Annotated in this window: 26 protein-coding genes; 9 read left to right on the plus strand and 17 right to left on the minus strand. The window is 57.7% G+C overall.

Going from position 1 to position 26,060, the window contains the following annotated elements:
- Window positions 1–62: 62 nt before the first annotated feature.
- The 6 genes from AC19YQ_RS10245 to AC19YQ_RS10270 form a co-directional block, all read right to left on the minus strand.
- Window positions 63–716, minus strand: coding sequence for an HAD family hydrolase (locus AC19YQ_RS10245; protein WP_133078120.1), 654 nt, complete (start codon window positions 714–716; stop codon window positions 63–65).
- Between the two features lie 34 nt (window positions 717–750).
- The gene (locus tag AC19YQ_RS10250; RefSeq protein WP_133078121.1) at window positions 751–1,740 is read right to left on the minus strand and encodes an ABC transporter ATP-binding protein; all 990 of its coding nucleotides are present in this window, start codon (window positions 1,738–1,740) and stop codon (window positions 751–753) included.
- The gene (locus AC19YQ_RS10255; RefSeq protein ID WP_339474202.1) at window positions 1,737–2,537 is read right to left on the minus strand and encodes an ABC transporter permease; all 801 of its coding nucleotides are present in this window, start codon (window positions 2,535–2,537) and stop codon (window positions 1,737–1,739) included. Before AC19YQ_RS10255 ends, AC19YQ_RS10250 begins: the two co-directional genes overlap by 4 nt.
- Window positions 2,524–3,360, minus strand: a complete 837-nt coding sequence (locus tag AC19YQ_RS10260) for an ABC transporter permease (RefSeq protein ID WP_019827637.1) — start codon at window positions 3,358–3,360, stop codon at window positions 2,524–2,526. The genes AC19YQ_RS10255 and AC19YQ_RS10260 overlap by 14 nt, the downstream gene beginning before the upstream one ends.
- On the minus strand, window positions 3,357–4,172 hold the full coding sequence (locus AC19YQ_RS10265) for an alkaline phosphatase family protein (RefSeq protein WP_500595064.1): 816 nt from the start codon (window positions 4,170–4,172) through the stop codon (window positions 3,357–3,359). Before AC19YQ_RS10265 ends, AC19YQ_RS10260 begins: the two co-directional genes overlap by 4 nt.
- Window positions 4,173–4,308: 136 nt before the next feature.
- A complete protein-coding gene (locus AC19YQ_RS10270) occupies window positions 4,309–5,376 on the minus strand; it encodes an ABC transporter substrate-binding protein (protein ID WP_133078124.1) in 1,068 nt (355 codons plus the stop codon).
- Window positions 5,377–5,722: 346 nt separating this feature from the next.
- On the opposite strand from AC19YQ_RS10270, the gene AC19YQ_RS10275 reads away from it, so the two are divergent.
- Window positions 5,723–6,442 (plus strand): UTRA domain-containing protein, encoded by a 720-nt coding sequence (locus tag AC19YQ_RS10275; protein ID WP_339474198.1) that lies wholly within the window; start codon window positions 5,723–5,725, stop codon window positions 6,440–6,442.
- 140 nt (window positions 6,443–6,582) lie between these two features.
- Here AC19YQ_RS10275 and AC19YQ_RS10280 read toward each other — a convergent pair whose 3' ends face one another.
- From AC19YQ_RS10280 to minC, 7 genes are all read right to left on the minus strand, one after another.
- Window positions 6,583–8,742, minus strand: coding sequence for a mechanosensitive ion channel domain-containing protein (locus tag AC19YQ_RS10280; RefSeq protein WP_500595065.1), 2,160 nt, complete (start codon window positions 8,740–8,742; stop codon window positions 6,583–6,585).
- A 76-nt stretch (window positions 8,743–8,818) separates the two neighbouring features.
- On the minus strand, window positions 8,819–9,001 hold the full coding sequence (locus tag AC19YQ_RS10285) for a hypothetical protein (protein WP_019828579.1): 183 nt from the start codon (window positions 8,999–9,001) through the stop codon (window positions 8,819–8,821).
- Window positions 9,002–9,203: 202 nt separating this feature from the next.
- Window positions 9,204–10,493 (minus strand): M18 family aminopeptidase, encoded by a 1,290-nt coding sequence (locus AC19YQ_RS10290; RefSeq protein ID WP_500595066.1) that lies wholly within the window; start codon window positions 10,491–10,493, stop codon window positions 9,204–9,206.
- Window positions 10,494–10,668: 175 nt separating this feature from the next.
- On the minus strand, window positions 10,669–11,304 hold the full coding sequence (locus AC19YQ_RS10295; RefSeq protein ID WP_016780153.1) for an RluA family pseudouridine synthase: 636 nt from the start codon (window positions 11,302–11,304) through the stop codon (window positions 10,669–10,671).
- Window positions 11,305–11,394: 90 nt separating this feature from the next.
- Window positions 11,395–11,649, minus strand: a complete 255-nt coding sequence (gene minE, locus AC19YQ_RS10300) for a cell division topological specificity factor MinE (protein ID WP_019828577.1) — start codon at window positions 11,647–11,649, stop codon at window positions 11,395–11,397.
- Window positions 11,650–11,652: 3 nt separating this feature from the next.
- The gene (gene minD, locus AC19YQ_RS10305) at window positions 11,653–12,465 is read right to left on the minus strand and encodes a septum site-determining protein MinD (RefSeq protein WP_019828576.1); all 813 of its coding nucleotides are present in this window, start codon (window positions 12,463–12,465) and stop codon (window positions 11,653–11,655) included.
- Between the two features lie 188 nt (window positions 12,466–12,653).
- Window positions 12,654–13,391: a septum site-determining protein MinC gene (minC, locus tag AC19YQ_RS10310; protein WP_500595068.1), complete on the minus strand. Its 738-nt coding sequence runs from the start codon at window positions 13,389–13,391 to the stop codon at window positions 12,654–12,656.
- A gap of 119 nt (window positions 13,392–13,510) precedes the next feature.
- On the opposite strand from minC, the gene AC19YQ_RS10315 reads away from it, so the two are divergent.
- Window positions 13,511–14,443 (plus strand): lipid A biosynthesis lauroyl acyltransferase, encoded by a 933-nt coding sequence (locus tag AC19YQ_RS10315; protein ID WP_339474188.1) that lies wholly within the window; start codon window positions 13,511–13,513, stop codon window positions 14,441–14,443.
- Between the two features lie 27 nt (window positions 14,444–14,470).
- Window positions 14,471–15,616: a patatin-like phospholipase family protein gene (locus AC19YQ_RS10320; protein WP_500595069.1), complete on the plus strand. Its 1,146-nt coding sequence runs from the start codon at window positions 14,471–14,473 to the stop codon at window positions 15,614–15,616.
- A 134-nt stretch (window positions 15,617–15,750) separates the two neighbouring features.
- Here the strand turns inward: AC19YQ_RS10320 and AC19YQ_RS10325 are convergent, their stop codons facing one another.
- Both AC19YQ_RS10325 and AC19YQ_RS10330 read right to left on the minus strand, forming a co-directional pair.
- Window positions 15,751–16,539 (minus strand): MlaA family lipoprotein, encoded by a 789-nt coding sequence (locus AC19YQ_RS10325; protein ID WP_339474184.1) that lies wholly within the window; start codon window positions 16,537–16,539, stop codon window positions 15,751–15,753.
- Window positions 16,532–17,830, minus strand: coding sequence for a serine/threonine protein kinase (locus tag AC19YQ_RS10330; RefSeq protein ID WP_133078132.1), 1,299 nt, complete (start codon window positions 17,828–17,830; stop codon window positions 16,532–16,534). The genes AC19YQ_RS10325 and AC19YQ_RS10330 overlap by 8 nt, the downstream gene beginning before the upstream one ends.
- 227 nt (window positions 17,831–18,057) lie before the next feature.
- On the opposite strand from AC19YQ_RS10330, the gene AC19YQ_RS10335 reads away from it, so the two are divergent.
- Complete coding sequence (locus AC19YQ_RS10335) at window positions 18,058–18,420, plus strand: hypothetical protein (RefSeq protein WP_339474182.1); 363 nt, start codon at window positions 18,058–18,060, stop codon at window positions 18,418–18,420.
- 100 nt (window positions 18,421–18,520) lie between these two features.
- On the opposite strand, the gene AC19YQ_RS10340 is transcribed toward AC19YQ_RS10335, so the two are convergent.
- Window positions 18,521–20,071 (minus strand): glycoside hydrolase family 17 protein, encoded by a 1,551-nt coding sequence (locus AC19YQ_RS10340; protein ID WP_500595070.1) that lies wholly within the window; start codon window positions 20,069–20,071, stop codon window positions 18,521–18,523.
- 291 nt (window positions 20,072–20,362) lie between these two features.
- Here AC19YQ_RS10340 and AC19YQ_RS10345 point away from each other — a divergent pair, with 291 nt between their 5' ends.
- The 3 genes from AC19YQ_RS10345 (at window position 20,363) to AC19YQ_RS10355 (ending at window position 23,410) form a co-directional block, all read left to right on the plus strand.
- Entirely contained in the window at window positions 20,363–21,220 is an 858-nt protein-coding gene (locus AC19YQ_RS10345; protein ID WP_133078135.1) for a glycine betaine ABC transporter substrate-binding protein, read from the plus strand.
- A 223-nt stretch (window positions 21,221–21,443) separates the two neighbouring features.
- Window positions 21,444–21,755: a DUF485 domain-containing protein gene (locus tag AC19YQ_RS10350; protein ID WP_500595071.1), complete on the plus strand. Its 312-nt coding sequence runs from the start codon at window positions 21,444–21,446 to the stop codon at window positions 21,753–21,755.
- The gene (locus AC19YQ_RS10355; RefSeq protein WP_339474179.1) at window positions 21,752–23,410 is read left to right on the plus strand and encodes a cation acetate symporter; all 1,659 of its coding nucleotides are present in this window, start codon (window positions 21,752–21,754) and stop codon (window positions 23,408–23,410) included. Before AC19YQ_RS10350 ends, AC19YQ_RS10355 begins: the two co-directional genes overlap by 4 nt.
- A 260-nt stretch (window positions 23,411–23,670) precedes the next feature.
- Here AC19YQ_RS10355 and gltA read toward each other — a convergent pair whose 3' ends face one another.
- Entirely contained in the window at window positions 23,671–24,960 is a 1,290-nt protein-coding gene (gene gltA, locus AC19YQ_RS10360) for a citrate synthase (protein WP_019828565.1), read from the minus strand.
- Between the two features lie 350 nt (window positions 24,961–25,310).
- Between gltA and sdhC the strand changes: the two genes are divergently transcribed.
- Together sdhC and sdhD are read left to right on the plus strand one after the other, a co-directional pair.
- Complete coding sequence (gene sdhC / locus AC19YQ_RS10365) at window positions 25,311–25,697, plus strand: succinate dehydrogenase, cytochrome b556 subunit (protein WP_019828563.1); 387 nt, start codon at window positions 25,311–25,313, stop codon at window positions 25,695–25,697.
- Window positions 25,691–26,059, plus strand: coding sequence for a succinate dehydrogenase, hydrophobic membrane anchor protein (gene sdhD, locus AC19YQ_RS10370; protein ID WP_003446906.1), 369 nt, complete (start codon window positions 25,691–25,693; stop codon window positions 26,057–26,059). The genes sdhC and sdhD overlap by 7 nt, the downstream gene beginning before the upstream one ends.
- Window position 26,060: the final 1 nt, after the last annotated feature.

The raw sequence follows: 26,060 nt of genomic DNA on the forward strand, positions 1-26,060 counted from the left end.
CGTGCCTGACAAAACGCGGCGTCTGTATCGCGAGCAAGCCCGCTCCCACAGGTATTGGGGTGTCACTTCCAGTGATGGATCGGCCACCCGGCCTTTTCTGCCTGTTCACGCAATACCGGATCAGGATTCACCACGTGCGGGTGATCAACCTTGAGCAGCAGCGGCAAGTCGTTGCGTGAGTCGGAGTAAAAGCTCGCGCCCTCAAGGTTTTCTTCCTGCTCATCCAGCCATTCCAGCAGGCGCGTGATTTTGCCTTCGCGGTACGTCAAGGTTCCCACGGTGTTGCCGGTGTAAAAGCCGTGTGCAACTTCCAGCTCGATCCCCAGCACTTCATCGATCCCCAGTCGCTCTGCAATCGGCTTTACCAGATGGGTGCCCGAGGCCGAAATCACCAGGATCCGGTCCCCTGCCTTGCGATGGGCCGCAATGGTTCTTGTGGCGTCGCTGAAGATGATCGGTTCGATGAAGTCTTCAACCCACGGCCCGACCAAGTGTTCAACCTCTTCGGGGGTTCGGCCTATCAACGGTTCCAGGCTGAAGGCCATGAACTCTTCCATGGCCAGTTTGCCTTGGCTGTAGGCGTCCATAAGCTCGTTGTTGCGCTGCATGAACGAGGCGGGATCAACCCAGCCCAGGCGGCCCATCTGCTCGCTCCACAGGGTGGCGCAGTCGCCATGAATCAGGGTTTCGTCCAGGTCAAAAATTGCCAAAGCCATCAGCGCAACTCGCTCTTCAGTGAATTCAAGAACATCAGGCTACCTCACAAAGGGTGCTTGAATCGATGGACAGCGCCACACGCTGACCATCCGGATACAGATCACCGGGTGCCCGGTTGAGTACATCGACGATCAGTTGCACACCACGTGCCTCTACCCGGTAGCGGATGACGTTGCCCAGCAGGCTGTGGTTGAGGATCACCCCGTCGAGTTCGCCCTGCAGGCTCAGACCCACGGTTTCAGGGCGGATGGCGATGCGGCTGTTGATCGGGCGTTGCAGCAGGCGGCTGGCAGTTTCGGGGTCCAGCAGGTTGTAGTTGCCGATAAACCCGGCGGCGAATGCATCCACTGGCGCGGCATAGAGGGTTTGGGCATTGCCGCTTTGAACGATGTGGCCCTTGTTCATCAGGAATATCCGGTCGCTCATGACCAGTGCTTCTTCCTGGTCGTGGGTGACGAAAATCGTGGTCAGGCCCAGCTCGCGCTGAATAGTGCGGATTTGCTCGCGCAAGTGCTTGCGAATTCGCGCATCCAGCGCCGACAGCGGCTCATCCAGCAACAACAGGCGCGGACGCGTGACCAGCGAGCGCGCCAGGGCCACGCGCTGGCATTGACCACCCGACAGCTGGTGGGGGTAGCGCTTGGCAAAATCATTCAGTTCCACCAGTTGCAATGCTTCGGCCACGCGCTTGTTGCTGTCATCAGTGCTGACCTTCTGCATGCGCAAGCCGAACGCGACGTTTTGCTCGACGGTCATGTTGGGGAACAGCGCATAGCTTTGAAACACCATGCCGATGCCACGCTTTTGCGGGCTCAGCGGCACGATGTCCTGGCCATCGAGCAGGATTTTGCCACCGTCCACGGGCGTTAATCCCGCGATACAGCGCAGCAGCGTGGACTTGCCGCAACCGGATGGCCCCAGCAGGGTCACGAACTCACCCTTGGCGATGCTGCAGTTGATATCGCTGAAAATCGCCGTGCCGGAATAGGATTTTTGCAGGTGTTCGACGCTGACGAAGCTCATTGGCTTTTGTCCTTGTTCAGGAAGGTGGCAACCCAGGTCAGCACCAATACAAAGAGGAAATAGGAGATCACCAGGGCGCTGGTGAAGTGGCCACTGCTGTTACGCATGTTGTTCAAGAACACCTGCAAGGTTTCGTAGCGGGTGCCCACCAGAATGTTGGCGAACACAAACTCGCCAAACAGGAACGAGAACGACAGCAGCAGGGCAACCATCAAGCCTTTACGCAAATTGGGCAGCACCACCAAAAACGCCGCCTGCCAGGTGCTGGCACCCAGCAGTTGGGCTGCGTCCATCAGGTCGCGCAGATTGATTGCCTGCAGGTTGTTGGTGATCGCCCGGTACATAAAGGGCAGCGCCACGGTGAAATAGCAGCCGATCAGAATCCAGGGGGTGCCGACCATTTGCAGCGGGCCTGAACCGTAGAGCTGCAACAGGCCCACCGATGACACCACTGGCGGTACGGCGAAAGGCAGCAGGATCAGGATGTTCATCAGCGCATCGAGCCTGGGGAAGTGGTAGTGCACCACAAACAGCAGCGGCAGGATCAGAATGACGGACAGCACCAGCGCTGCAACGCACACCAACAGCGACTGGCCGAAGGCTGCGAGAAAGCGCGGGTCGCTCCACAACTGGCTGTACCACTTCAAGGTAAAACCACTGGGCAGGATGCTCGCCGACCAACTGCTGGCGATGGAGTAAACAAGAGTGCCCAGCAACGGCAGCAACAAGATCAGAAACAGCAGCCAGACCACGCTGCGGTGGTAAATGCCGGGGGAACCCGATTCAGCGCGCGACATGGTAGCTCCTCTTTAACAGCCACTGATGCACCAGGGTCACCAGGGTCATCAATCCCACCAGAATCACCGCCAGGGCGCTGGCCATGTTCGGATCCAGGCTGATATCCCCCGAGACCATTGCAGCAATACGGATCGGCAGTACGTTGAAGTTGCCCGTGGTCAATGCATACACCGTGGCGTAGGCGCCCAGTGCGTTGGCCAGCAGGATCACGAAAGTGCCGAGCAATGCCGGGGTGAGGACGGGCAGGCCGATATGGCGCCAGAATTGCCAGCTGCTGGCCCCCAGCAAGGACGCTGACTCCCGCCAGTCTTCGCGTACGGCATCAAAGGCGGGGTAAAGCAGCAGTACGCCGAGGGGAATCTGGAAGTAGGTGTACAGGATGATCAGGCCGGTCTTGGAGTAAAGGTTGAAGTCCTCAATGATCCCGGCCTGTTTGAGCATGATCGTAATGCTGCCGTTAAACCCCAGCAGAATGATGAAGGCGAAGGCCAGCGGAACCCCGGAGAAGTTGCTGGTCATGTTGGCGAACGCGTTGACGAAATTGCGCAGCCGCGAATCCACCTTGCGCAATGAGTAACTGCCCAGTATGGCGATCACAATGCCGAACAGACTGGACCAGAAACTGATCTCCAGGCTGTGCTGGATGGCTTGCAAATAGAATTTCGAGTTGAAGATCTTGATGAAGTTGGCCATGCCCCAGCCGCTTTCTTCAGATTGCACGCTGTGGATCAGCACCCACACCAGCGGGGCAATTTGAAACACGATAAAAAAAACGGCGAAGGGCACCAGGCACAGCAACGCAAGCCATTTGCCACGGCTCATGGCGCTGGCCTCAGCAGGTCGCGACACAACGGTTTGTCATGGGTCACACCCAGCAACTCGCAGATCGTTCCGCACAACTCGGTTTGTTTGGGGGTGACATCCGGGTTGAGGCTGAACGCATCGCCCAGTACAAACAGGGGGACTTCACGCTCTTCGGGCAGCATGCCGTTGTGTGAGCGGTCGTTGTTCATGCCGTGATCGGCTGTCACCAGCACCTGATAACCGGCCTGCAGCCAGCCTTGCAGGTAGTCGGCCAGAATGATGTCGGCCGAGCGCGCACTGTTGCGGTATTGCGGGGTATCGAGGCCGTGCTTGTGCCCGGCATCATCAATGTTCATGGGATGAACCAGTAAGAAATTCGGTGTGTGCGCTACACGCAGGCTTTCGGCGTCGGCGAACAAATGGGAATCGGGGTAGTGATCGTTCCAGTAGAAATGCCCGTGCTGAATCGGCAAATCGGCGGCAACGGTATGGCGGTCCCGGGCCATCACAAATGGCGAGCGGTTATACAGTTCGCTGACCCAGTGATAAGCCGCGGCGGCCGTGCTCAGGCCACCGTCGCGAGCGTAATGGAACACGCTGCGCTGGTTGGACAGGCGCGACACATTGTTGTGCACGATGCCGCTTTCAATCGGCGGCACGCCCGTGAGGATGCATTCGTAAAGAGGGCGTGACAGCGCGGGCAATTCGCAAGTGAGCTTGTAGAGTGCAGCACGACCCGCCCCGACGTAGGCTTGCAGATGGCCCATCGCCTGGCGGGCTACCTCGTAATTCAAGCCATCGAGGACTACCAGGATAACGTTGTGTTTCATGTCCGGCGACTCCGCAAACAGAAGTAGCATGCCAACTGCGTAGTCGCTGCCGAGGTACGAAGGCTGCGAGCCTTTCGCAATCAAAGGCTCGCAGCCTGCGTTCCTTGGCAGCGACTACAGGTCTTGGTTCAGCGGGTTACTGCATATTGATGATGACTTCTTCCTGCCACAGTTGCGGCAGGGCCTTGGAGGTTTTTTCCCAGGCGTCAGCGTCCTTGATCGGGGTCACGTTTTTGTACTGATCGTTGGAGAGCAGCTTGGCTTGAACGTCATCAGGCAGCTTCAAGTGCTCGGCACGAATCGGCCGTGCATTGCCCCGCGCCAGGTTGGTTTGACCTGCATCGCTGAAGATGAATTCGCGAGTCAGCTTGGCCGCGTTCGGGTGCTTGGCGTATTTGTTGATGATGGTGGTGTAGCCCGAGATCACCGAACCGTCCGATGGAATCAGCACCACGTAGTCATCCGGGTTGACCATTTTGGCTTTGTAGCTCAGGCCGTTGAAATCCCAGACCACGCCCACTTCCACTTCCCCTTTTTCCATGGTGGCGATGGTCGGGTTGGCCAATGACAAGCGGCCTTGCTTGGCGATGTCGGCAAACATCAGCAGGGCAGGCTGGATGTTCTTTTCACTGCCGCCATTGGCCAGTGCAGCAGCCAGTACGCCGTTGGTGGCTTGCGCTGCGGTGCTCACATCACCGATGGAAACCTTGTATTTGCCGGATTTCAGGTCAGCCCACTTGGTTGGAACTTCGGAGCCGTGCAGCAGCTTTTTGTTGACGATAAACGCAATGGTGCCGGTGTAGGCCAGCGCCCAGTTACCGTCTTTGTCCTTGGCCCAGTCCGGGATCTGGTCCCAGGTGGTCGGCTTGTACGGCTGGGTCACGCCCTTGGCCACTGCAATCGGGCCGAAGGCCGCGCCTACGTCACCGATGTCGGCACTGGCGTTGTCTTTTTCAGCGGCGAACTTGGCCACTTCCTGGGCCGAGCTCATGTCGGTATCGATGTGCTTGAGGCCATAGAGCTTGTTCAGATCCGACCACGTGCCTTTCCAGTTGGCCCAGTCATCGGGCATCCCGACGCTGTTGACCGTTCCCTCTGCCTTTGCTGCGGCTTCCAGGGCTTTTAAATCCACATCGGCGGCCATGGCCGATGTGCACAGGGCGATGCTTGAACCTAACAGTGATGCCAGGAAAAACCGTTTCATCCGAAGCTCCTTGGGCGTTTTCAACGCTGGGTTTTATTGCTCTTTTGCGGTGGGTTGGTCTAGGTCAGCAATACCTGAGCCAATTTAAGCCCGGCAGATGACACTTTAATGTCGGCACTGGTTGTGCAGGGGATGTTGCAGGTTCGCGTGTGTGTTTCGAGTAAGCGTAGACCATCGCGCAGGGCTTGATTGGCAAGGCCTGTGGCATTTTCTGATGGGCCTTGTCGCAGGCGCTGTCATGCAACAGTCATATGGTCTGACTAGGCTTCGGCTATCGAGGTTTGGTGATTTTTCAGGCCGTGCCTGCCCACATTTGGTGCTGGACTAGTCCAGTCAGGTAACGTTGATGCGAGAAGGTGTACCTAAAGCGGTGACCGCGATCAGTCGCACGCTCCAAGAGCAAATTGAGCACGGCCTGTTGGCGTGCGGCAGTCAGTTGCCGGCCGAACGCAAACTCAGCGAGTTGTTTGCCACTACTCGGGTTACGGTGCGCGAGGCGTTGCTTCAGCTCGAAGCCCAGGGGATGGTCTATCGGGAGGAGCGTCGCGGCTGGTTTATTTCGCCGCCGCGCCTGGCCTATAACTTGATGCAGCGCAGCCACTTCCACGCAATGGTCACGGCCCAGGGGCGGGTGGCGTCCACTGAAGTGATTTCGGCGCGCCTGCTACCGGCCACGGCGGCGGTGTGCGACCGCTTGCAGTTGCCGGCGCTGTCCAGTGTGATCCAGATCTGCCGTGGCCGGCGCATTGACGGGAGGCTGGTGCTGTACGTCGAGCACTATTTGAACCCTCAGTATTTCCCTCGAATTCTTGAACTTGATCTCACCGGGTCGATCACCGAGCTGTATGCCCGGCATTACGACTTGCATTACGGTCGGGTGCGTTTCGAAATCGTACCTACATCATTGCCGATGCAAGCAGCAGCCACGCTCAAGGTTTCAACCGGCAGCCCGGGTTTACGGATTGCGCGGGTCAATTATGACCAGCACGAACGGCTGATCGACTGTGACCTGGAATATTGGCGACATGATGCGATTCATGTCGGGGTGGATGTGCAGGAGCGTTGAATTTTCCCTGGTTTCTGGAGGCAACTCACTCTGTGGGAGCGGGCTTGCTCGCGATGCATTCGGCGTGGTGTGTCAGGTAAAACGCGCTGATGTCATCGCGAGCAAGCCCGCTCCCACACAAGTTGAGGCAGCATCCAGGATCAATCCTTCTGCAACATTCCGCTGCCTGCGGTCACGACTTGTACGCTCAGGCGCGGGGTCGCCAGGTCAAGTCCGGCTTCATCCAGATGCCGCTTGAGGGACAGGTTGAACGCCCGCGACACTTCCCATTGCTTGATAGGTGCGGTCTTGAAACGGGCGCGCAAGATGGCGCTGCCGGACTCAAAGCTTTCGACCCCCTGGATCTCCAGCGGTGACCAGATATTGCGTCGCTGCAGTGGGTCGTTCCGCATTTTTTGCCCGACTTCACGCATCAGTTTGATCGCATCGTCGATGTCCATGTTGTAGGGGATCGCAACCCGGAAGATGGCGTAACCGAATTCCCGGGAGTAGTTCTTGATGCTTTTGATTTCGCTGAACGGGATGGTATGCACGATGCCGTCGATATCCCGCAGGCGCACCGTACGAATCGTCAGCCCTTCAACCGTGCCCAGGTGCCCGCCGACATCGACGTAGTCGTCGATGGCCAGGGAGTCTTCAATGATGATGAACAGGCCGGTGATCAGGTCGGCAACCAGTGATTGCGCACCAAAGCCGATGGCCAGACCGATCACACCGGCACCCGCCAGCAGGGGGGTGACGTTCATGCCCATGTTGGCCAGGGCCACGATCAGCGCGATGATGAAAATCGCCACAAACAACACGTTGCGAATCAACGGCATCATGGTTTGGGCGCGGGCATTGGCCAGGCCTTTGCGCGAGCGGGTCAGTGCGTGGTGCACGGCGGTGTCGGAAAGAATCCAGATCAGCCAGGCAAACAGCAGCGTGCCGCCGAGGCTGAACAGTTTGACGCTGATTTCATGACCTTCGCCTTCGGTGAAGCTGATCAGTGACATGCCCCACACCCGCAGCCCCAGCTCGATGAATACCAGCCACACGATCAGGTGCGCCAGGGTGTAGAGGAAGCTTTTCAAGCGCTCGGAATACAGCGCATGACGTTTGTGGCCGCGTTGCGGTTTTTGGGAATGACGTCGTACCAGCCCGTTGATCACCATGCACAACACCACCAGCACGGTGCAGATCAGCGACTGGCGCAGTGCGGTGCTGGTATCGCCTGCCGAGACAAACGTCGCGACCAGAGAAATACCCACCAGAATCAGGGCCGGTATGAACCAGTAGGTCCCAAGGATATCGATGCTGTCGCTCAAGGCCCGTCGGGTCAGGCGACGCGACAATGGCTGGTTGCGAATCAGGTGGGCAATGGGGCGACGGAACCGGATGATAAACAGCCCGGTGGACAGGGCGGCCATTACATTGGCAAAGGTAGCGGCCGTATGGGCCAGATGCACACCCAGGGTGGCCACCAGTCGCGGGTCACTGAGTGCTTCGCCAAAGGCTGCAAAGCTGCCGATCCACCACAGGGGGCGAAACGCCTGATGCCGCAAAATATGCAGGGCACGATGGCGGTGGGGGCCATCGAGCAGTGAGAACAGGATGACGCAAATGGCCGAGAAGCAAGTGCCGATAACCAGCGCGTAAGCCAGCACCATCGCCAGGTCTTTGCCCAGCGACGAGGGCAGGGCGTAACTCATGTACACCGTGATCACCAGCGCCACCATCCACGGCCCCAGTTTGCGCAGGGCAAAGCGCAGCATGTCCACGGCCTTGGGGTGTTGCGGCAGTTCTTCGCTCAGTCCAAAGCGCACCCGGACACGGTGGCTGACCCAAATCAGCAGTGCCGCCGACAAACTCCAGATCATGATGATTAATGCAAAGCCAAAGATGATCGGCAGCCATTCGCTGGCGGGCAGCATCAGGGCCGACAGCTCTTCGTTGGCTTGGGAGATTTCCTTGGTCCAGCGAGAGGTCGGGCTGTCAGCGCCGGAGAACTGTTTTTCGAGGTCTGCCAGGGTGCTGCCGATCAGCCCCAGAACACCGATCTCGGCTTCAGGCTGGGCTTTTTTGGTGGCATCGCGCAGTTTTTTCAGATCGGCCAGCAGCTTGCTGCGCTGCTGATCGCTTTCGAGGTTTTTGATGACCTCGTCCAGCGATTGGCCCAGCGGCTCGGTGGGTTGTGCCTGGGTTTTATCCGAACTGCCGAGCATGCCCGGCAAGCCAACGGCCTGTGCGCACGTCATGGGCAACAGCGTCAGCAGGCAAACCAGCAGGACATGGGGCAAGGCAAAAAGACGGAGAAACACTGGGCGATCAACCTCGAAGGGTGCGAATTGGCCGAGTGTACGCTAGGGCCCGTTCAAAGGGCGAATGACACCACGCCTATTCGTTCAGCTTGGCGAGGATCTTGAAAACGATGGTGCCAAAAATCAGCAGCATGCCGCACCAGATCATCAGCACGCCGACGCCACTACTGCGTTCGCGAAAGTTGAAGCCAATGGTGAGCAGCAGCATGCCGCAAACAATGGGAATCATCATGGAGTGGAACGCAGACATCTCGAACATGGTTATGGACCTTTGGAAAGCAATGCCCCCAGTCTAGGTCGGTTTACGCAGATGTGTGGTGATGTGTATCAAAAATGAATCAGCAAGATGCAGCACCTTGTAGCCGCTGCCGCAGGCTGCGATGGGTTGCGCAGCGACCCTGCTTTTTTGAAGGTCCTGCGGCCCTTATCGCAGCCTGCGGCAGCGGCTACAAAGAACGGTGTTACGGCAACTGATGGCTGGCGTAAAACGCGCTGAGCACTTTGACCAGATGCGCGAGGTCATGGCTGCCGGCCAGTTCGCGGATCGAGTGCATGGCGAATGTCGGCAGACCGATATCCACGGTACGTACACCCAGATGGCTGGCGGTGATCGGGCCAATGGTTGAGCCGCAGCCCATGTCGCTTCGCACTACAAAGCTTTGCACCGGTACTTCTACGGCCATGCACAGGTGGCGGAAGAACCCGGCCGTTTCGCTGTTGGTGGCGTAACGCTGATTGCTGTTGACCTTGATCACCGGCCCGGCATTGAGCTTGGGGCCGTGGTTGGCGTCGTGCTTGTCGGCGTAGTTGGGATGAACACCGTGGGCGTTGTCTGCCGATACCAACAGCGATTTCTGGATCGTACGTACGTACTCGTCGCCTTCAGGCAGTACGCGTTGCAGGATCTGCTCCAGCATCGGGCCATCGGCGCCGCAGGCTGAACAGGAACCGACTTCTTCGTGGTCGTTGGCCACGAACAGGCAGGTTTCTTCGGTCTCGGTGGTGAGCAGGGCTTGCAGGCCGGCGTAGCACGACAGCAGGTTGTCGAGGCGAGCGCCGGCGATGAAGTCACCGTTAAGGCCAATGACCGCAGCACTTTGGGTGTCGTAGAAACTCAGCTCGTAATCGAGCACCACATCGGCATTGAGGCCGTGCTCGCGGGCCAGTTGGTCGGCCAGCAGGGCACGGAAATCCACGCGCTCGTCGCCTGCTACCTGGGCCAGAATCGGCGGCAGCTCGGTTTGCGGGTTGATCGCCCAGCCTTCGTTGGCGGTGCGATTGAGGTGGATCGCCAGATTGGGAATGGTCGCAATCGGTGCCTTGAAATCGATCAGCTGGCTTTCGACCTGGCCGTCGCGGCGGAAGGTCACGCGTCCGGCCAGAGACAAGTCGCGGTCAAACCATGGCGCGAGCAGGGCACCGCCGTAGACTTCTACGCCCAGTTGCCAAAAGCCCTGGCGTTGCAGTTCAGGCTGTGGCTTGACGCGCAGGCACGGGCTGTCTGTGTGAGCGCCGACCATGCGGATACCGCCCTGGAGCGGCGAGTGACGACCCAGCTTGAAGGCAACGATAGACGAGTCATTACGGGTGACGTAATAACGACCGTTGGCTTCGGTGAACCATGTTTCGCGTTCGTCGAGGCGCTGGTAACCGGAAGCCTCCAGGCGCTGAACAAGACTGGCAGTGGCATGAAAGGGGGTAGGGGAGGCCTTCAGAAAGTCGATCAGGCCTTGGTTCAACTCTTCGCGCATAAGTTACTCCAGACAGCAAGGCCGCGAGTTTAGCGCATTGATCGCAAGATTTGATCCCAATCGAACATCATTCACGTAGTCGCTGCCGAGGAACGAAGGCTGCGAGCTCTGGATGGTTAAAAGCTCGCAGCCTTCGTTCCTCGGCAGCGACTACGTCAGGTGGTCATGCCTGCGGTCAAAACGGTGCCGGGCACTCAAAGCGCAGGCGTTCGCCGGTTTGCGGGTGAGTAAAACTCAGCATGCTCGCGTGCAGGCACAAGCGAGGCCATGCGGCCAGGGCTTGCGGATGGGCATACAGGCCATCGCCCAGCAACGGGTGGCCGATAGACAGCATATGGACGCGCAACTGGTGCGACCGGCCGGTAATCGGCGTCAGCTCTACGCGGCAGTAATCGCCGCAACGCTCCAGCACTTTCCAGAAGGTCAGCGCGTTCTTGCCAAACTCGTGGTCGACCACGTGCCGGGGCTTGGTCGGCGGGTCGTAACGCAGGGGCAAGTCGATGCTGCCACTGTCGAGCTCGGGTTGACCCCAGGCCAGCGCGGTATAGGCCTTTTCGGTTTCACGGTCGTGAAATTGACGGGACAGTTCGCGGTGAGTGTCAGCATCACGGGCCAGCAGAATGATCCCGGAGGTTTCCCAGTCCAGACGATGGACGATGCGCGCTTCGGGGTAGCCGTTTTCTTGCAGGCGGGTGATGAGGCAGTCCTTGTTGTCATCGGCCCGGCCGGGCACCGACAGCAACAGGGTGGGTTTGTTGACCACCAGGACGCCAGCGTCCTCGTGGATGATGTGAATATTGGACAACGGCATTAAAACAGCCTCTTAACAAACACCAACGGCGACGAGGGAACCTTCCCGGCAGGGAAGGCGCCCAAGTCGCCGCGGTGTCAGCCGGATCGATTAACGATCAGGCAGTGTGATGTTGAGTTCCAGAATCGAGCAGCTACCCTCGTTCTCCAGGGCGATCTGTACTTGATCATCCCCGATGTTGACGTATTTGCGGATCACCTCGACCAGCTCTTTTTGCAGGGCTGGCAGATAGTCCGGGGTGCTGCGTTGGCCACGCTCGTGCGCCACGATGATCTGTAGACGCTCTTTCGCGACCGACGCGGTGGATGGCGTTTTGCGGGTACGAAAGAAGTCAAAAATGTTCATTGTCTAGTTGCCTCCAAACAGGCGCTCGAAGAATCCCTTCTTCTGTACATCCAGGAATCGGTGCTCCACGGTTTTGCCCAGCAGGCGATCAACCGCATCGCTGTAGGCCTGACCGGCGTCGCTCTGATCATCAAGGATCACGGGTACGCCCTGGTTGGATGCCTTCAATACCGCCTGGGATTCAGGAATCACGCCCAGCAGGGCAACGGCCAGAATTTCCTTGACGTCTTCAACGCCGAGCATTTCGCCCTTGGAAACACGATCCGGGTTGTAGCGGGTCAGAAGCAGGTGTTCCTTGATAGGGTCCTGGTTCAGTTCGGCGCGGCGCGATTTGCTGGCCAGCAGGCCCAGCATGCGGTCGGAGTCACGTACCGAGGACACTTCCGGGTTGGTCACTACAATCGCTTCATCAGCGAAGTACATGGCCAGGTGAGCACCGGTTTCGATGCCAGCCGGTGAATCGCAGACCACGTATTCGAAGGTTTCCTTAAGTTCCATCAGAACTTTTTCGACGCCTTCCTTGGTCAGCGCATCCTTGTCACGGGTCTGGCTGGCGGCCAGCACGTAGAGATTTTCCAGGCGCTTGTCTTTGATCAGTGCCTGCTGCAGGTTGGCTTCGCCGTTAACCACGTTGACGAAGTCATACACCACGCGGCGCTCGCAACCCATGATCAGGTCGAGGTTACGCAAGCCAACGTCGAAGTCGACGATCACTGTTTTGTGGCCGCGCAGAGCGAGGCCGGTACCGATAGCGGCGCTGGTGGTGGTCTTACCCACACCACCCTTGCCGGATGTAACCACTAGAATCTTGGCCAAGGTGTTTCACCCCTAAGGAAAAAGGACTTTTTAGCCCCTGAATAACATCTCTATAAACGACTGCAGGCAAACAGCCTTGGCGGGTCATCATCCGAGAGCGTAAACGCTGTTTGGGTGTTGGTTGCCTACAAGGTGAAATCTGTTTTCTCTACGAAATTGAGATGCTTGGAAAATGGCGAGAGTATCCGTTAAAGACGGGTGATGTTCAACATGTCACTTGACAGACTGATCTGAACGCCTGTTCCCCACAGCGGATCTCTTCGCAGGTCTTCAGATACCTTGTACTTGCCTGCAATCGACACCAGTTCGGCGCTCAACTGCTGGCAGAAAATCCGCGCCTTGGTGTTGCCTTTATGGCCAGCCAGCGCTCGGCCACGCATTGGCCCGTAAACATGGATGTTGCCATCGGCCATAAGTTCCGCACCGGGGCTTACCGAGGCGATAACCACCAGGTCACACCCCTCGGCATACACCGTCTGACCGCCACGTACAGGGCTGGTGATGATTTTGGTCGGCTTGATGGTCGGCTCAGGCGGTTTTTCGGGTTTTTTCGGCGCGACGACTTCGACAGGGTCAATCGGTCGTTCGCGAGCGCCTGAAGGCGGAAGCACCGGCAGGTCGATGGCAATGGCCGCTGCGATGTCTTCAATGCGATTGGCGCGAAGGGCCAGGGTGCGCAGGCCGTGCTGACGGCACACGCGCATCAGCCCCGGCAAATCGATAGCCCCTTCGCTGGCAGGCAGTTTGTCCAGCGCCAGGACGAGCGGGGTATTACTGAAAAAATTAGGCGCCTGAGCCACTTTGGCCGCCAGTTGACGGTCAAGGGCTTCAAGGTCGTTGTGCGCCAGTTCCAGCACCGTAATGGCGAGCATACTGCCCTTTAACTGGAACACAGGGGCTTGGTCTAGCGATTCGGTTTGGCTCATGGTTGCTTAACGCGACTTGTCACTTAAAGTGCTGAGACTTATAACGAGAACGCCCGCAAGCCGCAAGCCGGGTCGAACGTTGTAGAATGCCCGACCCTTGTGTCTGTCCGGAATCATTAATGGATCGCCCGCGTTTTCGTGCTGTTTTTTTTCATCCGCGCTTTTGGCTGCTATGGCTGGGGCTGGGCGTGCTGTGGCTGGTTGTTCAACTGCCTTATAAAGTACAACTGTGTATCGGCCGAGGGCTGGGTGCGTTGATGTACCGGGTGGCCGGTGATCGTCGACGCATTGCGTCGCGTAACCTTGAGTTGTGCTTCCCCGAGAAAACGGCCGCCGAGCGCAAGCAGTTGCTCAAAGACAACTTTGCCTCCACCGGTATCGCGTTTTTCGAGATGGCCATGAGTTGGTGGTGGTCCAAACCACGACTGGCCAAATTGGCCCATGTCGAAGGGCTGGAGCATCTCAAGCAGGCGCAGCTGGAAGGCAAGGGCGTCATCCTGATGGCGTTCCACTTCACCACGCTGGAGATTGGCGCTGCCTTGCTCGGCCAGCAGCACACCATCGACGGCATGTACCGCGAACACAAAAACCCGCTGTTCGACTTTATCCAGCGTCGGGGGCGTGAACGGCATAACGTCGACTCCCTGGCGGTTGAGCGCGATGACGTACGCGGCATGCTCAAGTTGCTGCGCTCCGGCCGGGCGATCTGGTATGCACCCGATCAGGACTACGGCGCCAAGCAAAGTATCTTCGTGCCGTTGTTCGGCATTGAGGCCGCCACGGTTACGGCTACCAGCAAATTTGCCAAACTGGGCAAAGCTCAGGTTGTGCCCTTTACTCAACAACGACTGGCCGACGGCAGTGGTTACAAATTGGTCATTCATCCTCCCCTGAAGGATTTCCCCGGAGACAGCGATGAGGCCGATTGCCTGCGAATCAATCAATGGGTCGAGCGGGCGGTACGCGAGTGCCCCGAGCAATACCTGTGGGCCCATCGCCGGTTCAAGACCCGTCCACCGGGCGAGCCCAAGCTCTACGACAAACGCGGCTGAGGCAACTCGCGCCCAGGCCTGCCCGCAGTGACGTCAGTAGCACCGGTCACGGGCCTGATCCTGTCTGGCGGCGGGGCGCGTGCGGCCTATCAGGTCGGCGTGCTGGCGGCGATTGCCGAGCTGCTGCCTGCCGGTGCGCCAAACCCGTTTCCAGTGATCGTCGGCACCTCTGCAGGGGCGATCAACGCAGTCAGCCTGGCCAGCGGGGCGATGGATTTTACCCGTGCGGTCGAGCACCTGACCGCATTCTGGCAGGGTTTTGAAAGTCACCGCGTATTGCGCAGTGACTGGCCGGGGGTGCTGCATCAGGCCAGTCGATTCGTGGGGCACAGCCTGCTCGGGCTGGGCTCCCACGTTCCGGTGGCATTGCTTGACAGCTCACCCCTGCGGGATCTGCTGCGGGACAAAATCAACTTTTCCGGCATTGAGCAGGCGATTGCCGGGCAGCACCTGCGCGCCGTGGCTGTCACGGCATTTGGCTACTCGTCGAGTCAGGCGGTGACCTTTTATCAAGGCAAGGGCACGATCAATGGCTGGTTGCGTCATCGGCGCATCGGCATGCCTACGGCGTTGACGGTAGAGCACTTGCTGGCCAGTTCGGCGATTCCGCTGCTCTTTGCCCCGGTAAAACTGGGCGAAGAATACTTTGGCGACGGTGCCGTGCGCCAATCGGCGCCAATCAGTCCGGCCCTGCATCTGGGGGCCAGCCGGGTGCTGGTGGTGGGGGTGAGCGGCAACCCGCGAGGGCCGGATATACAAGATGGCCAGCCGCGTTTCTACAACGCTCAACAACCCACCCTGGCGCAAATTGGCGGTCACATGCTCAACAGCACGTTTATCGACAGTCTGGAGAGCGATATCGAACTGCTGGAGCGCCTGAACCACTTCAGCCGCTTGCTGCCCAGACAGACCGACAACCTTGGCCTGTCGCCCGTGGAAGTGCTGGTGATTGCGCCGAGTCAGCCCATAGACGAAATCGCCGCCCGCCATCGACATGAATTGCCTGCAGCACTACGCATGTTTCTGCGGGGCCCCGGTGCGACCAAAACCAGTGGCGCAGGGGTGCTGAGTTATTTGCTGTTCGAGTCTGGCTATTGCCGGGAGTTGATCGAGCTTGGGCGTCGGGATGCGATGGCCAAGCGTGATGCGTTGTGCCAGTTTTTGCGGGTTTGATGGATTAGGTTTTGTAGTCGCTGCCGAAGGCTGCGATAAAGCCCGCAAGGGCCTTTCACGCAACATTCAGGAGAACGGGTTGCTGCGCAACCCTTCGCAGCCTGCGGCAGCGACTACGGGGTTTGCATACAACGCTACTCCGCAATCTGCAGTTTGCGGGCTTCGGTATATATATAGCGCAGCTTGTCGTACTCAAACGGCGAGTCGAACTGGCCATAGCGGAAGCTGGTGTTGTAGCGCTTGTCGACTGCGCCCAGCACCCAGATTTCCGGATGGCGGGTGCTTTCGTGAGGCACGTTGAGAAAGTTGATTTCCTGATTGACGCCAAAGTCGACCGCAAGGCCGGTGGTGTCGCGCAGGTTCGACGGCCCGAGGATCGGCAGCATCAGGTAGGCACCACCCGGTACGCCGTAAAAGCCCAGGGTCTGGCCGAAGTCTTCGCTCTGACGGGGCAGGCCCATCGCCGTGGCCGGATCCCACAGCCCGCCAATACCGATCGTCGTGTTCAGCAACAACCGCCCTGTTGTTTCCAGCGAGCGATGGCCCTTGAGCTGCAGCAGGCTGTTGAACAGGTTGGGCACATCACCCAGGTTGTTGAAAAAGTTGCTCACGCCAGTACGCAGAAAACTTGGCGTGACGTAGCGATAGCCATTGACCACCGGCAGGAAGACCCACTGATCAAAGCGGTAGTTGAAGTGGTAGATCCGGCGGTTGAGCGGTTCCAGCGGGTCATAGATGCTCAGCGCGTTCATGGTGGCGCGTTCAAACTCGCGCTGGTCCAGGCCCGGATTGAACTTCAGCAGTTTCAACGGCTGGGTGAAGCCGTCGACATCGGGTGTGAGCTCCGTGTGAGCCTTGCTGTTATCCGCTTGGGCGAAGCCTGCGCCGAGCAGGGCGGCGAGAAGCAATAATTGTTTAGCCACGGAAGAACTCCAGCATATCGTCAGCGTTGACACGGTAGTTGAGATTGCCGCAGTGGCCACCATACGGGTAAACCGTCAGGCGATTGCCGAAGGTCTTGCGCAGGAATCCCAGATCGCCTGGCCCCAGGATGATGTCGTCGGCGTTATGCATGACGGCAATTTTCGGGCTGTTTTTCAGGTAGTCCTGAAGTGCATACAGACTGACCTGGTCGATCAGTTGCAACAGGCTGCCGCCATCGGTTTTGGCGCGCCACATCGGAATCACCTGTTCAGTCAGGTAGCAGTCGAAATCACACTGCAACGAGCGCTTGAGGAACGGTGTCAGGCTGGTGCCTTCGGTGATCGGGTAATTGGGCGGCGTGATCAGGCCACGACGGTTGATCAGGTCCGAGGTGAACACGATATCGGCCGACGAGAAGCGGAAAACGGTGCCGATCAGCATCGCCATCTGTTCGTTGGTCAGGCGCTCCTTGGAATTTTGCAGGTCATAGACTAGGGCCGCATTGAGGTCCACATGGCCTTTGTCCTGGAAGTAGCGAGTCAGCTTGCCCAGTACCAGTTCGTAGAATGTCGTGGTGTTGTTGATGCCTTTGACCTCTGTCTGCACCAGCTTGTCGAGGTTGCTGATGGAGGTGAAGAGGTTGACCGGAGGGTTGAGCATCAACACTTTCTTGAAATTGAAACTCTTGCGGGTTTCATCCAAGTGGCTGACGAACGCTGCATCCAGTGCTCCCAGGCTATAACCGGCCAGGTAGTAGTCGGTCACCGGGACGTGGGCCTGTTGGGCGCGCACGGCTTGCATCACGTGATACAGATCCTCGGCGTCATACTGGCTGATACCGGGGGTGGCCAGGCGCGAGGCCGCACTCATGAAGTCGTAGCTGGTCGGTGATGACAGCTGCACAACGTGGTAACCCTCCTGATAGAAGAGTTTTTTCAGGTACTCGTTGAGGCTGCTGTCGTAAGCCGCACCGGTACCGGCAATCAGAAACATCAGCGGCGCCGGGTGATCCTGTTTGGCCATGCGGTAAGTCAGCTTTTTCACGGCCCAAAAGTTGGCGGGCAGCGTGAACTCGCGTTCGGGGCGCAGGCTCAGGGTGTAATCCGATTGATTGATGTCGTCTTCGTCAGGCAGCAGCGGGCGCATTTGCGGCGGCGTGGTGGCGATCGTGGCTTCAAACGGATTGGTGATCGGGTAGCCATAAGTTGCGGGATCGACATCGACCGCCTGCGCGGACGCACTCAAGATAAGGCTGCCAAGCAAGGCAACGAGGGGCAGAGAACGTAGCATGAAGACTATCCCTAAGAAGGTGCGCAAAAGATTCGCAGGCTATGACCACAGGGCTAGTGCTGAAGTGCCATATGGCGGCACTAAAAAACCCAAAAGAGTCTCGAAAAGGCAAAAAGCCACTCAAGATACACGCTGAATGACTTTAGTTAACAGATATCTCATTGCAAGGCTTGCATAGGCAAGGATGGGGATTAAGCTGGGCGCCGCTTTTGTCTATCGGAGTTTTTATGCGACCTCGTTTGCCGTTGATCTTGCTGCTTATCGCCCTGCCTGTGTGGCTGGCAGCCAGTTATGGGTTGCGTTACGGCTTGATGGAAGACCCGCAGTGGGTTGGGACCTGTGTGGCTGAGGCTGCGCGTTGGGAATGCCAGCTGCGTTCAAACCTGGGGTTGTTGATTCATTTCAGGGTGCTGGGTTGGGTGGCGTTGGTGCTGTCGATTGTCGCGTTTTTTGTGCGCGGGCACGTCGGCCGTGCGCTGGCGGTACTGGCCTTGTTGTCCGGTTTTCCTGCGCTGGCGCTCTACAACGCCAGCCTGGCAGTGTTTGCCGTTGTGATCGCCGGGTTGCGACTGGTTCGGGCGGCCAGGTAAGGCAAGAGGAGCGGGCTTGCTCGTCAAGGCATCAACGCGGTCTGCCTGACAGATCGCGTCGCCTCTATCGCGAGCAAGCCCGCTCCCACAAGGTTGGGCGTTAGGCTTTCTGTCGCACGCTACGCCACAATGCCATCACCATCAGAATGCTCACCAATGCCCACATCCAGGCCTGTTCGTTGTTCAGGCCCTCGCGGTACAGCTGCAGCGGTATGCCTGCGCCGATGATCAATGCCAGCAGGCCGAATTCACGGCGTGGCCCGTGTACCGGACGCAGCAGGTAAACCAGTGCAGGCAGTATCAGTGCTGCACTCGGGAAGCTGCGATAGCGCGGTTCAAACACCAGCCCCAGCATCATCACCGCACCGGCAAACCCTGCCGCTGCCAGCCACCAGCCAGCACGGCGCTCCAGCACATTGAACAGGCGCTCGCGCCAACCTTCTTTCTGGCCCAGAGCCAGCGCTGCATGTGCCAATACAATCAGGTTCAAGCCGACCAGCAGGCCGGCCCAGGCCCACTCTCCGGCATAGCGGCTGGTCACGCAGGCCAGTTCTGCCCAGGCCACGATGCTGCATCCCGCCACAGCGCCCAGTGCTGGCAGCAGCAGGGCTGAACGTGGCGTGCGAACGCGCCCGCCAAGCACCAGAGTGCTCAGAAACACCAGTGCGCCCAACCCAAGCCAGGCAGGCCAGTGCGGCAGATTGGAAACTGGACCGGCCAGAATGCCCTTGTCCTGACGGTCTGCATCAAACAAGCCCCAATAGCCGCCAACTGCGCCTTCGCTGCCGCGTTTCCAGGGTTGGTCGAAGGCTTCGATCAGGTTGTACTTCCAGCCGTTTTGCTCGGCCAGGGTGACAAAACCGCGAATATATTTGGCTTCATTGACCCGGCCAGGTACGGCGGTTTCGCGCTGGCGTCCTTCGCTGGGCCAGCCGGTCTCGCCGATCAGGATGTCCTTGGGCGCAAACTTATTGCCGAAAACCTGGCGGATCTGCGCGACATGGTTCACCGCCTGATCAATGCCTGCAGGGTCATCTTCCCAGTAAGGCAGCAGGTGAATGGTCAGAAAGTCCACCGCCGGGGCGATTTCCGGATGTTGCAGCCAGAACTCCCAAACATCTGCATAGGTCACGGGTTGCTTGATCTGGCTTTTCACCTTGTCGATCAGCTTGACTAGTTGTGGCGCGGTGACTTCTTTGCGCAGCAAGGCTTCGTTGCCAACGATGACCGAACTGACAACGTCCGGGTTGGCATTGGCCGAAGCGATCAGGGCGTCGACTTCCTGTGCGGTGGCAACCGGGTCGCTGCTGACCCAGGCCCCTATCATCAGCTTCAGGCCGTGTTTGCGTGCAAGGTCTGGCAGGCCTTCAAGACCTGCCTGCGAATAGGTGCGAATGCACTGAAAGCGCGTGGCCAGCAACGCCAGGTCCGCGTCCATGCGCTCGGCCCGAGGCACGAAAGGCTGGTCGAACGGTGATTGGTCCTTGTCGAACGGCGTGTACGACGCACATTGCAGTTTATGGGTCGGTGTTGCGGCATCAGGCAAAATCACCGGTTGGCCAAGGCCGTACCAGAAACCGGCAATGGCAAACATGCCCAGTAAGCAGGCAAGGAGATAAGGCAGCACGGGGAAGCGGGCAGTCGCAGACATGGTCAGGCCGTATGGGAGCAAAGCCGCGCATCTTACCTGCAATTGAGCAGGTACAGCGCCCGCGTATAATTTTGACATGCAAAGTTCGGGCAGCCATCTGGGCAAAGCATGCGGGCATCTAATTGGGTGTAGTGGCAATGTCGCTGCTGGTTGTATGGGGGTCGTCGTCAGAGCAGGACGGCAAGCAGTCGAGGTTGATGATCGGGTGCAAGTGATACGGGGTAGAAAAACCTTGTAGGAAACTTGTAGTGGCCCGGCACTCGTCGGGCCCGGCACTGTGGGGAATCAAAGATGAAGATGCGACGTATTTTGAGCGCGGGAGCAGCCTTGGTGCTGGCGATGAGTGCGGGCCTGGCGAGCGCCCAGAGCAAGCCGACCCTGAATATTGGCTATGTGGATGGTTGGTCGGACAGCGTGGCAACTACCCATGTGGCTGCCGAAGTCATCAAGCAAAAGCTGGGCTATGACGTGAAACTGATGCCCGTTGCGACCGGGATCATGTGGCAGGGCGTGGCCACGGGGAAACTGGACGCCATGCTGTCTGCCTGGTTGCCCGTTACTCATGGCGAGTACTGGGCCAAGAATAAAGACAAGGTGGTCGACTACGGGCCCAACTTCAAAGATGCAAAAATTGGCCTGATCGTTCCTGAGTATGTAAAGGCCCAGTCCATTGCCGACTTGAAGGGCAGCGACGAGTTTAAAAACAAGATCGTCGGTATTGATGCCGGTTCAGGTGTCATGCTCAAGACCGACCAGGCAATCAAGGATTATGACCTCAAGGGCTACAAGCTACAGGCAAGTTCCGGAGCGGCAATGACCTCGGAACTGGGTCGTGCCTATGCCAAAAACGAACCGATCGCCGTGACCGGCTGGGTGCCGCACTGGATGTTTGCCAAGTGGAAACTGCGTTTTCTCGAGGATCCTAAGTCCGTGTATGGCGCTGCAGAAACCGTTAATAGCATTGGCAGCAAAGAACTGGGTAAAAAAGCACCTGAAGTTGCAGAGTTTCTGGAGAAATTTTCCTGGAACTCAAAAGATGAAATTGGCGAAGTAATGCTGGCTATTCAAGAGGGGGCAAAGCCTGAGGCGGCGGCCAAAGAGTGGGTCGCCAAGCACCCAGAGCGTGTGGCCGAGTGGACGGCTAAATAATCGCGACGCGTCTAGCTCGCAGTACACAAGACCGCCTGGTGTTTACATCAGGCGGTTTTTGCATTTCTGGAGTTTCATGCTTATGTGCATCGTCCTTGCAGACTAGATAAAACGCGGGCTGCAGCTGATTCAGGGCTCTACTACTAAAGTCGTCTGGAATTGAATGTGCGGCGCCCTAATAGTGAAAACGTTCCATCTCATCTGTGCTGCGAGGACAAAAATAATGAACGACAGCATTTACCTCTCGATTCAAAACAGCCCGCGTTTCAAGGAGCTGGTTAAAAAAAGAGAGCGGTTCGCCTGGATTCTCTCGGCAATCATGCTCGGACTATATGCCGCCTTTATCCTGTTGATTGCTTATGGGTCACACATCATGGGGACCAAGTTGAGTCCCGGTTCGTCTATTACCTGGGGTATTCCGATTGGTGTGGGGTTGATTGTTTCGGCCTTCATTCTTACCGGTATCTATGTGCGCCGGGCCAATAGCGAGTTTGATGAGCTGAACAATGCAATTCTCAAGGAGGCAGGGCAATGATCGGGCGCCTATTGGCAACACTGGGCGTTGCAGCCCTTGCACCTGCGGTCTGGGCGGGAGAGGCCCTGACCGGCGAAGTGCAGAAGCAACCGCTTAATATCGCGGCGATCATCATGTTCGTCGTTTTTGTGGGTGCAACTCTGTGCATTACGTACTGGGCGTCAAAGCGTAACAAGTCTGCTGCCGACTACTATGCTGCGGGCGGCAAAATTACAGGTTTTCAGAACGGCCTGGCGATTGCGGGCGACTATATGTCCGCCGCTTCCTTCCTGGGTATTTCCGCGCTGGTTTACACCTCTGGCTACGATGGCCTGATCTATTCGATCGGCTTTCTGGTGGGTTGGCCCATCATCCTGTTCCTGATCGCAGAGCGTCTGCGTAACCTGGGCAAGTACACCTTTGCTGACGTTGCCTCGTACCGTTTGGGTCAAACCCAGATCCGCTCGCTGTCGGCTTGCGGTTCATTGGTGGTGGTTGCGTTCTACCTCATCGCGCAAATGGTCGGTGCTGGCAAGCTGATTCAGCTGCTGTTCGGCCTGGACTACCACGTTGCGGTGATCCTGGTAGGCATTCTGATGTGCATGTATGTGTTGTTCGGCGGCATGCTGGCCACCACTTGGGTGCAAATCATCAAAGCGGTGATGTTGTTGTCGGGTGCGACGTTCATGGCCGTGATGGTAATGAAACACGTCAACTTTGATTTCAATGCCTTGTTTGCCGAAGCCGTCAAAATTCACCCTAAAGGTGAGGCGATCATGAGCCCGGGCGGCCTGGTTAAAGACCCGATCTCGGCCTTTTCCCTCGGTCTGGCCCTGATGTTCGGTACTGCCGGCCTGCCACATATCCTGATGCGCTTCTTCACCGTGAGCGATGCCAAGGAAGCCCGCAAGAGCGTGTTCTACGCAACTGGCTTCATCGGTTACTTCTACATCCTGACCTTCATCATCGGTTTTGGCGCGATCATTCTGGTCAGCACCAACCCTGCATTCAAAGACGCTGCTGGCGCCTTGCTGGGCGGTAACAACATGGCGGCCGTGCATCTGGCTGATGCGGTGGGCGGTAGCATGTTCCTAGGCTTTATCTCGGCCGTAGCCTTCGCCACTATCCTTGCGGTAGTTGCGGGTCTGACCCTGGCCGGTGCCTCGGCGGTGTCTCACGACCTTTATGCAAGCGTGATCAAGAAGGGCAAGGCCAACGACAAGGATGAGATTCGCGTTTCCAAGATCACTACCATCGCCCTGGCGGTGCTGGCGATTGGCTTGGGCATCCTGTTCGAAAGCCAGAACATCGCATTCATGGTGGGCCTGGCGTTCTCCATTGCTGCGAGTTGCAACTTCCCTGTGCTGCTGCTTTCCATGTACTGGAAAAACCTCACCACTCGCGGCGCCATGATTGGCGGCTGGATGGGGCTGATCAGTGCGGTTGGCTTGATGATCCTGGGCCCGACCATCTGGGTGCAGATCCTGCATCATGAGAAAGCAATCTTCCCTTACGAGTACCCTGCACTGTTCTCCATGATCATTGCGTTTGCGGGTATCTGGTTCTTCTCTATTACCGACAAATCCAAGGCGGCAGAGAAAGAACGTGCGTTGTTCTTCCCGCAGTTTGTGCGTTCGCAGACGGGTCTTGGGGCGAGCGGGGCGGTGGATCACTAATCAGCGGCAGGCGTTATGTGTAAAGCAATCCCCCTGTCGTGAGGCAGGGGGATTTTTTTGTGTTGAGGTTTGTGTGGGGGCGGGCTTGCTCGAGATGGCATCACCGCGGCCTGTCAGGCGAGCCGCAGCGATACCATCGCGAGCAAGCCCGCTCCCGCAGCAGTCAGTTCTGCACAGGGTTAAAGCGGCGCAAAACAAAAACGGCCTCTATATATAGAGGCCGTTTTGTGTGCAGCTAAGACTATATCGTGGGATATGCCTTACTTGCGGTCTTCCAGGTTGGTCAGGTCACGCTGCTCGTAACCGGTGTACAGCTGGCGCGGACGGCCAATCTTGTACGGGCTGGAGAGCATTTCTTTCCAGTGCGAGATCCAGCCGACTGTACGCGACAGGGCGAAGATCACGGTGAACATGCTGGTTGGAATGCCGATCGCCTTGAGGATGATCCCCGAGTAGAAGTCGACGTTCGGGTACAGCGAGCGCTCGATGAAGTACGGGTCGGTCAGAGCGATCTCTTCCAGGCGCATGGCCAGTTCGAGTTGCGGATCGTTCTGGATGCCCAGTTCTTTAAGCACTTCGTCGCAGGTCTTTTTCATCACTGTGGCGCGTGGGTCGCGGTTTTTATAAACCCGGTGACCAAAGCCCATCAGTTTGAACGGATCGTTTTTGTCCTTGGCCTTGGCGATGAACGTGTCGATGTTCGAAACATCGCCAATTTCGTCGAGCATGGTCAACACGGCTTCGTTTGCACCGCCGTGGGCAGGGCCCCACAGTGCGGCGATACCGGCAGCAATACAGGCGAACGGGTTGGCACCCGAAGAGCCCGCCAGACGCACGGTAGAAGTCGAGGCATTCTGTTCGTGGTCAGCGTGCAGGATAAAGATCTTATCCATTGCCTTGGCCAGCACCGGGCTGATCGGTTTGATCTCGCACGGTGTGTTGAACATCATGTGCAGGAAGTTTTCGGCGTAGGTCAGGTCGTTACGCGGGTACATCATGGGTTGACCCATGGAGTACTTGTAAACCATCGCTGCCAGGGTTGGCATCTTGGCAACCAGACGGATCGCGGAAATTTCGCGATGCTGCGGGTTATTGATGTCCAGGGAGTCGTGGTAGAAGGCCGAGAGGGCGCCGACTACACCGCACATGACCGCCATCGGGTGGGCGTCACGACGGAAGCCGTTGAAGAACGTCTTCAACTGCTCGTGAACCATTGTGTGGTTCTTCACGGTGCTGACAAATTGAGCCTTCTGCTCTGCAGTCGGCAGTTCGCCGTTCAGCAGCAGGTAAGCGGTCTCAAGGTAGTCAGAGTGTTCAGCCAGCTGTTCAATCGGGTAGCCGCGGTGCAGCAGGATACCGTTGTCACCATCAATATAGGTGATCTTCGACTCGCAAGATGCGGTCGACATGAAGCCAGGGTCAAATGTGAATCGGCCCGTTGCCGTTAGGCCTCGCACATCGATTACATCGGGACCCACGGTGCCAGTTAAAATGGGCAGCTCGACGGGGGCTGCGCCCTCGATGATCAACTGCGCTTTTTTGTCAGCCATGTGGCCTCCTATTTATGCTTGAAATCATCAGACAGACCCCCCACGCAGGGCCCGCACCACTATAGTGAGATAAATTTGAATGTCAATTTGCCTAAAGTCTTGCTGTACAAGGCTTTGGGGAGTCATTTTTCGCGAATATCCCTGCCGTTTACGCCTTTTATAGCCAGAGCGCAATGCGCTATTAGGGGGAGGTGTTTGCGTTGTCATTAGCGACCTAACTGTCTATACTCGGCAGCCGACCGCCAGGGGCTTTTGGGCCTGTTTAGATGGGGGTCGTCACTCCCGGGTGGTGGGTACCTGACCAGTGCGCATCCCAACAAACTTGCCCTGATTGTTAGGGGCTCTTCAGTGTGAAAAAAGCCGTGAATAGCCAACGACCTGTAAACCTAGACCTAAGGACCATCAAACTCCCCATCACCGGCGTTACGTCATTTCTGCACCGTGTATCGGGCATTATTCTTTTTCTCGGCCTGGGCATCATGCTTTATGCATTGAGCAAATCCCTGGGTTCGGAAGAAGGCTATGCCGAGGTGAAGGCATGCTTGACCAGTCCTCTGGCCAAATTCGTTGCGTGGGGCCTGCTCTCTGCCTTGCTGTATCACCTGGTTGCCGGTGTGCGCCACTTGATCATGGACATGGGCATCGGTGAGACGCTTGAAGGCGGCCGACTGGGCTCGAAAATTGTAATCGTCATTTCCGTGGTGATGATTGTTCTGGCGGGAGTTTGGATATGGTAACCAGCGTTACGAACCTGTCGCGTTCGGGCCTCTATGACTGGATGGCACAGCGTGTGTCTGCGGTTGTTCTAGCGGCTTATTTCATTTTCCTGATCGGATACCTCGTTGCGAACCCTGGCATTGGCTACGCCCAATGGCATGAGCTGTTTGCAAGCAACTGGATGCGTATCTTCAGCCTGCTGGCCCTTGTTGCTCTGGGCGCACACGCCTGGGTAGGCATGTGGACCATCGCGACCGACTACCTGACGCCAATGGCGCTGGGCAAGTCCGCGACAGCAGTACGTTTCCTCTTCCAGGCAGTCTGCGGCGTTGCAATGTTCGCTTACTTCGTCTGGGGTGTGCAGATTCTTTGGGGTATCTGAT

It is taken from the genome of Pseudomonas sp. MF06569, from assembly GCF_059862735.1.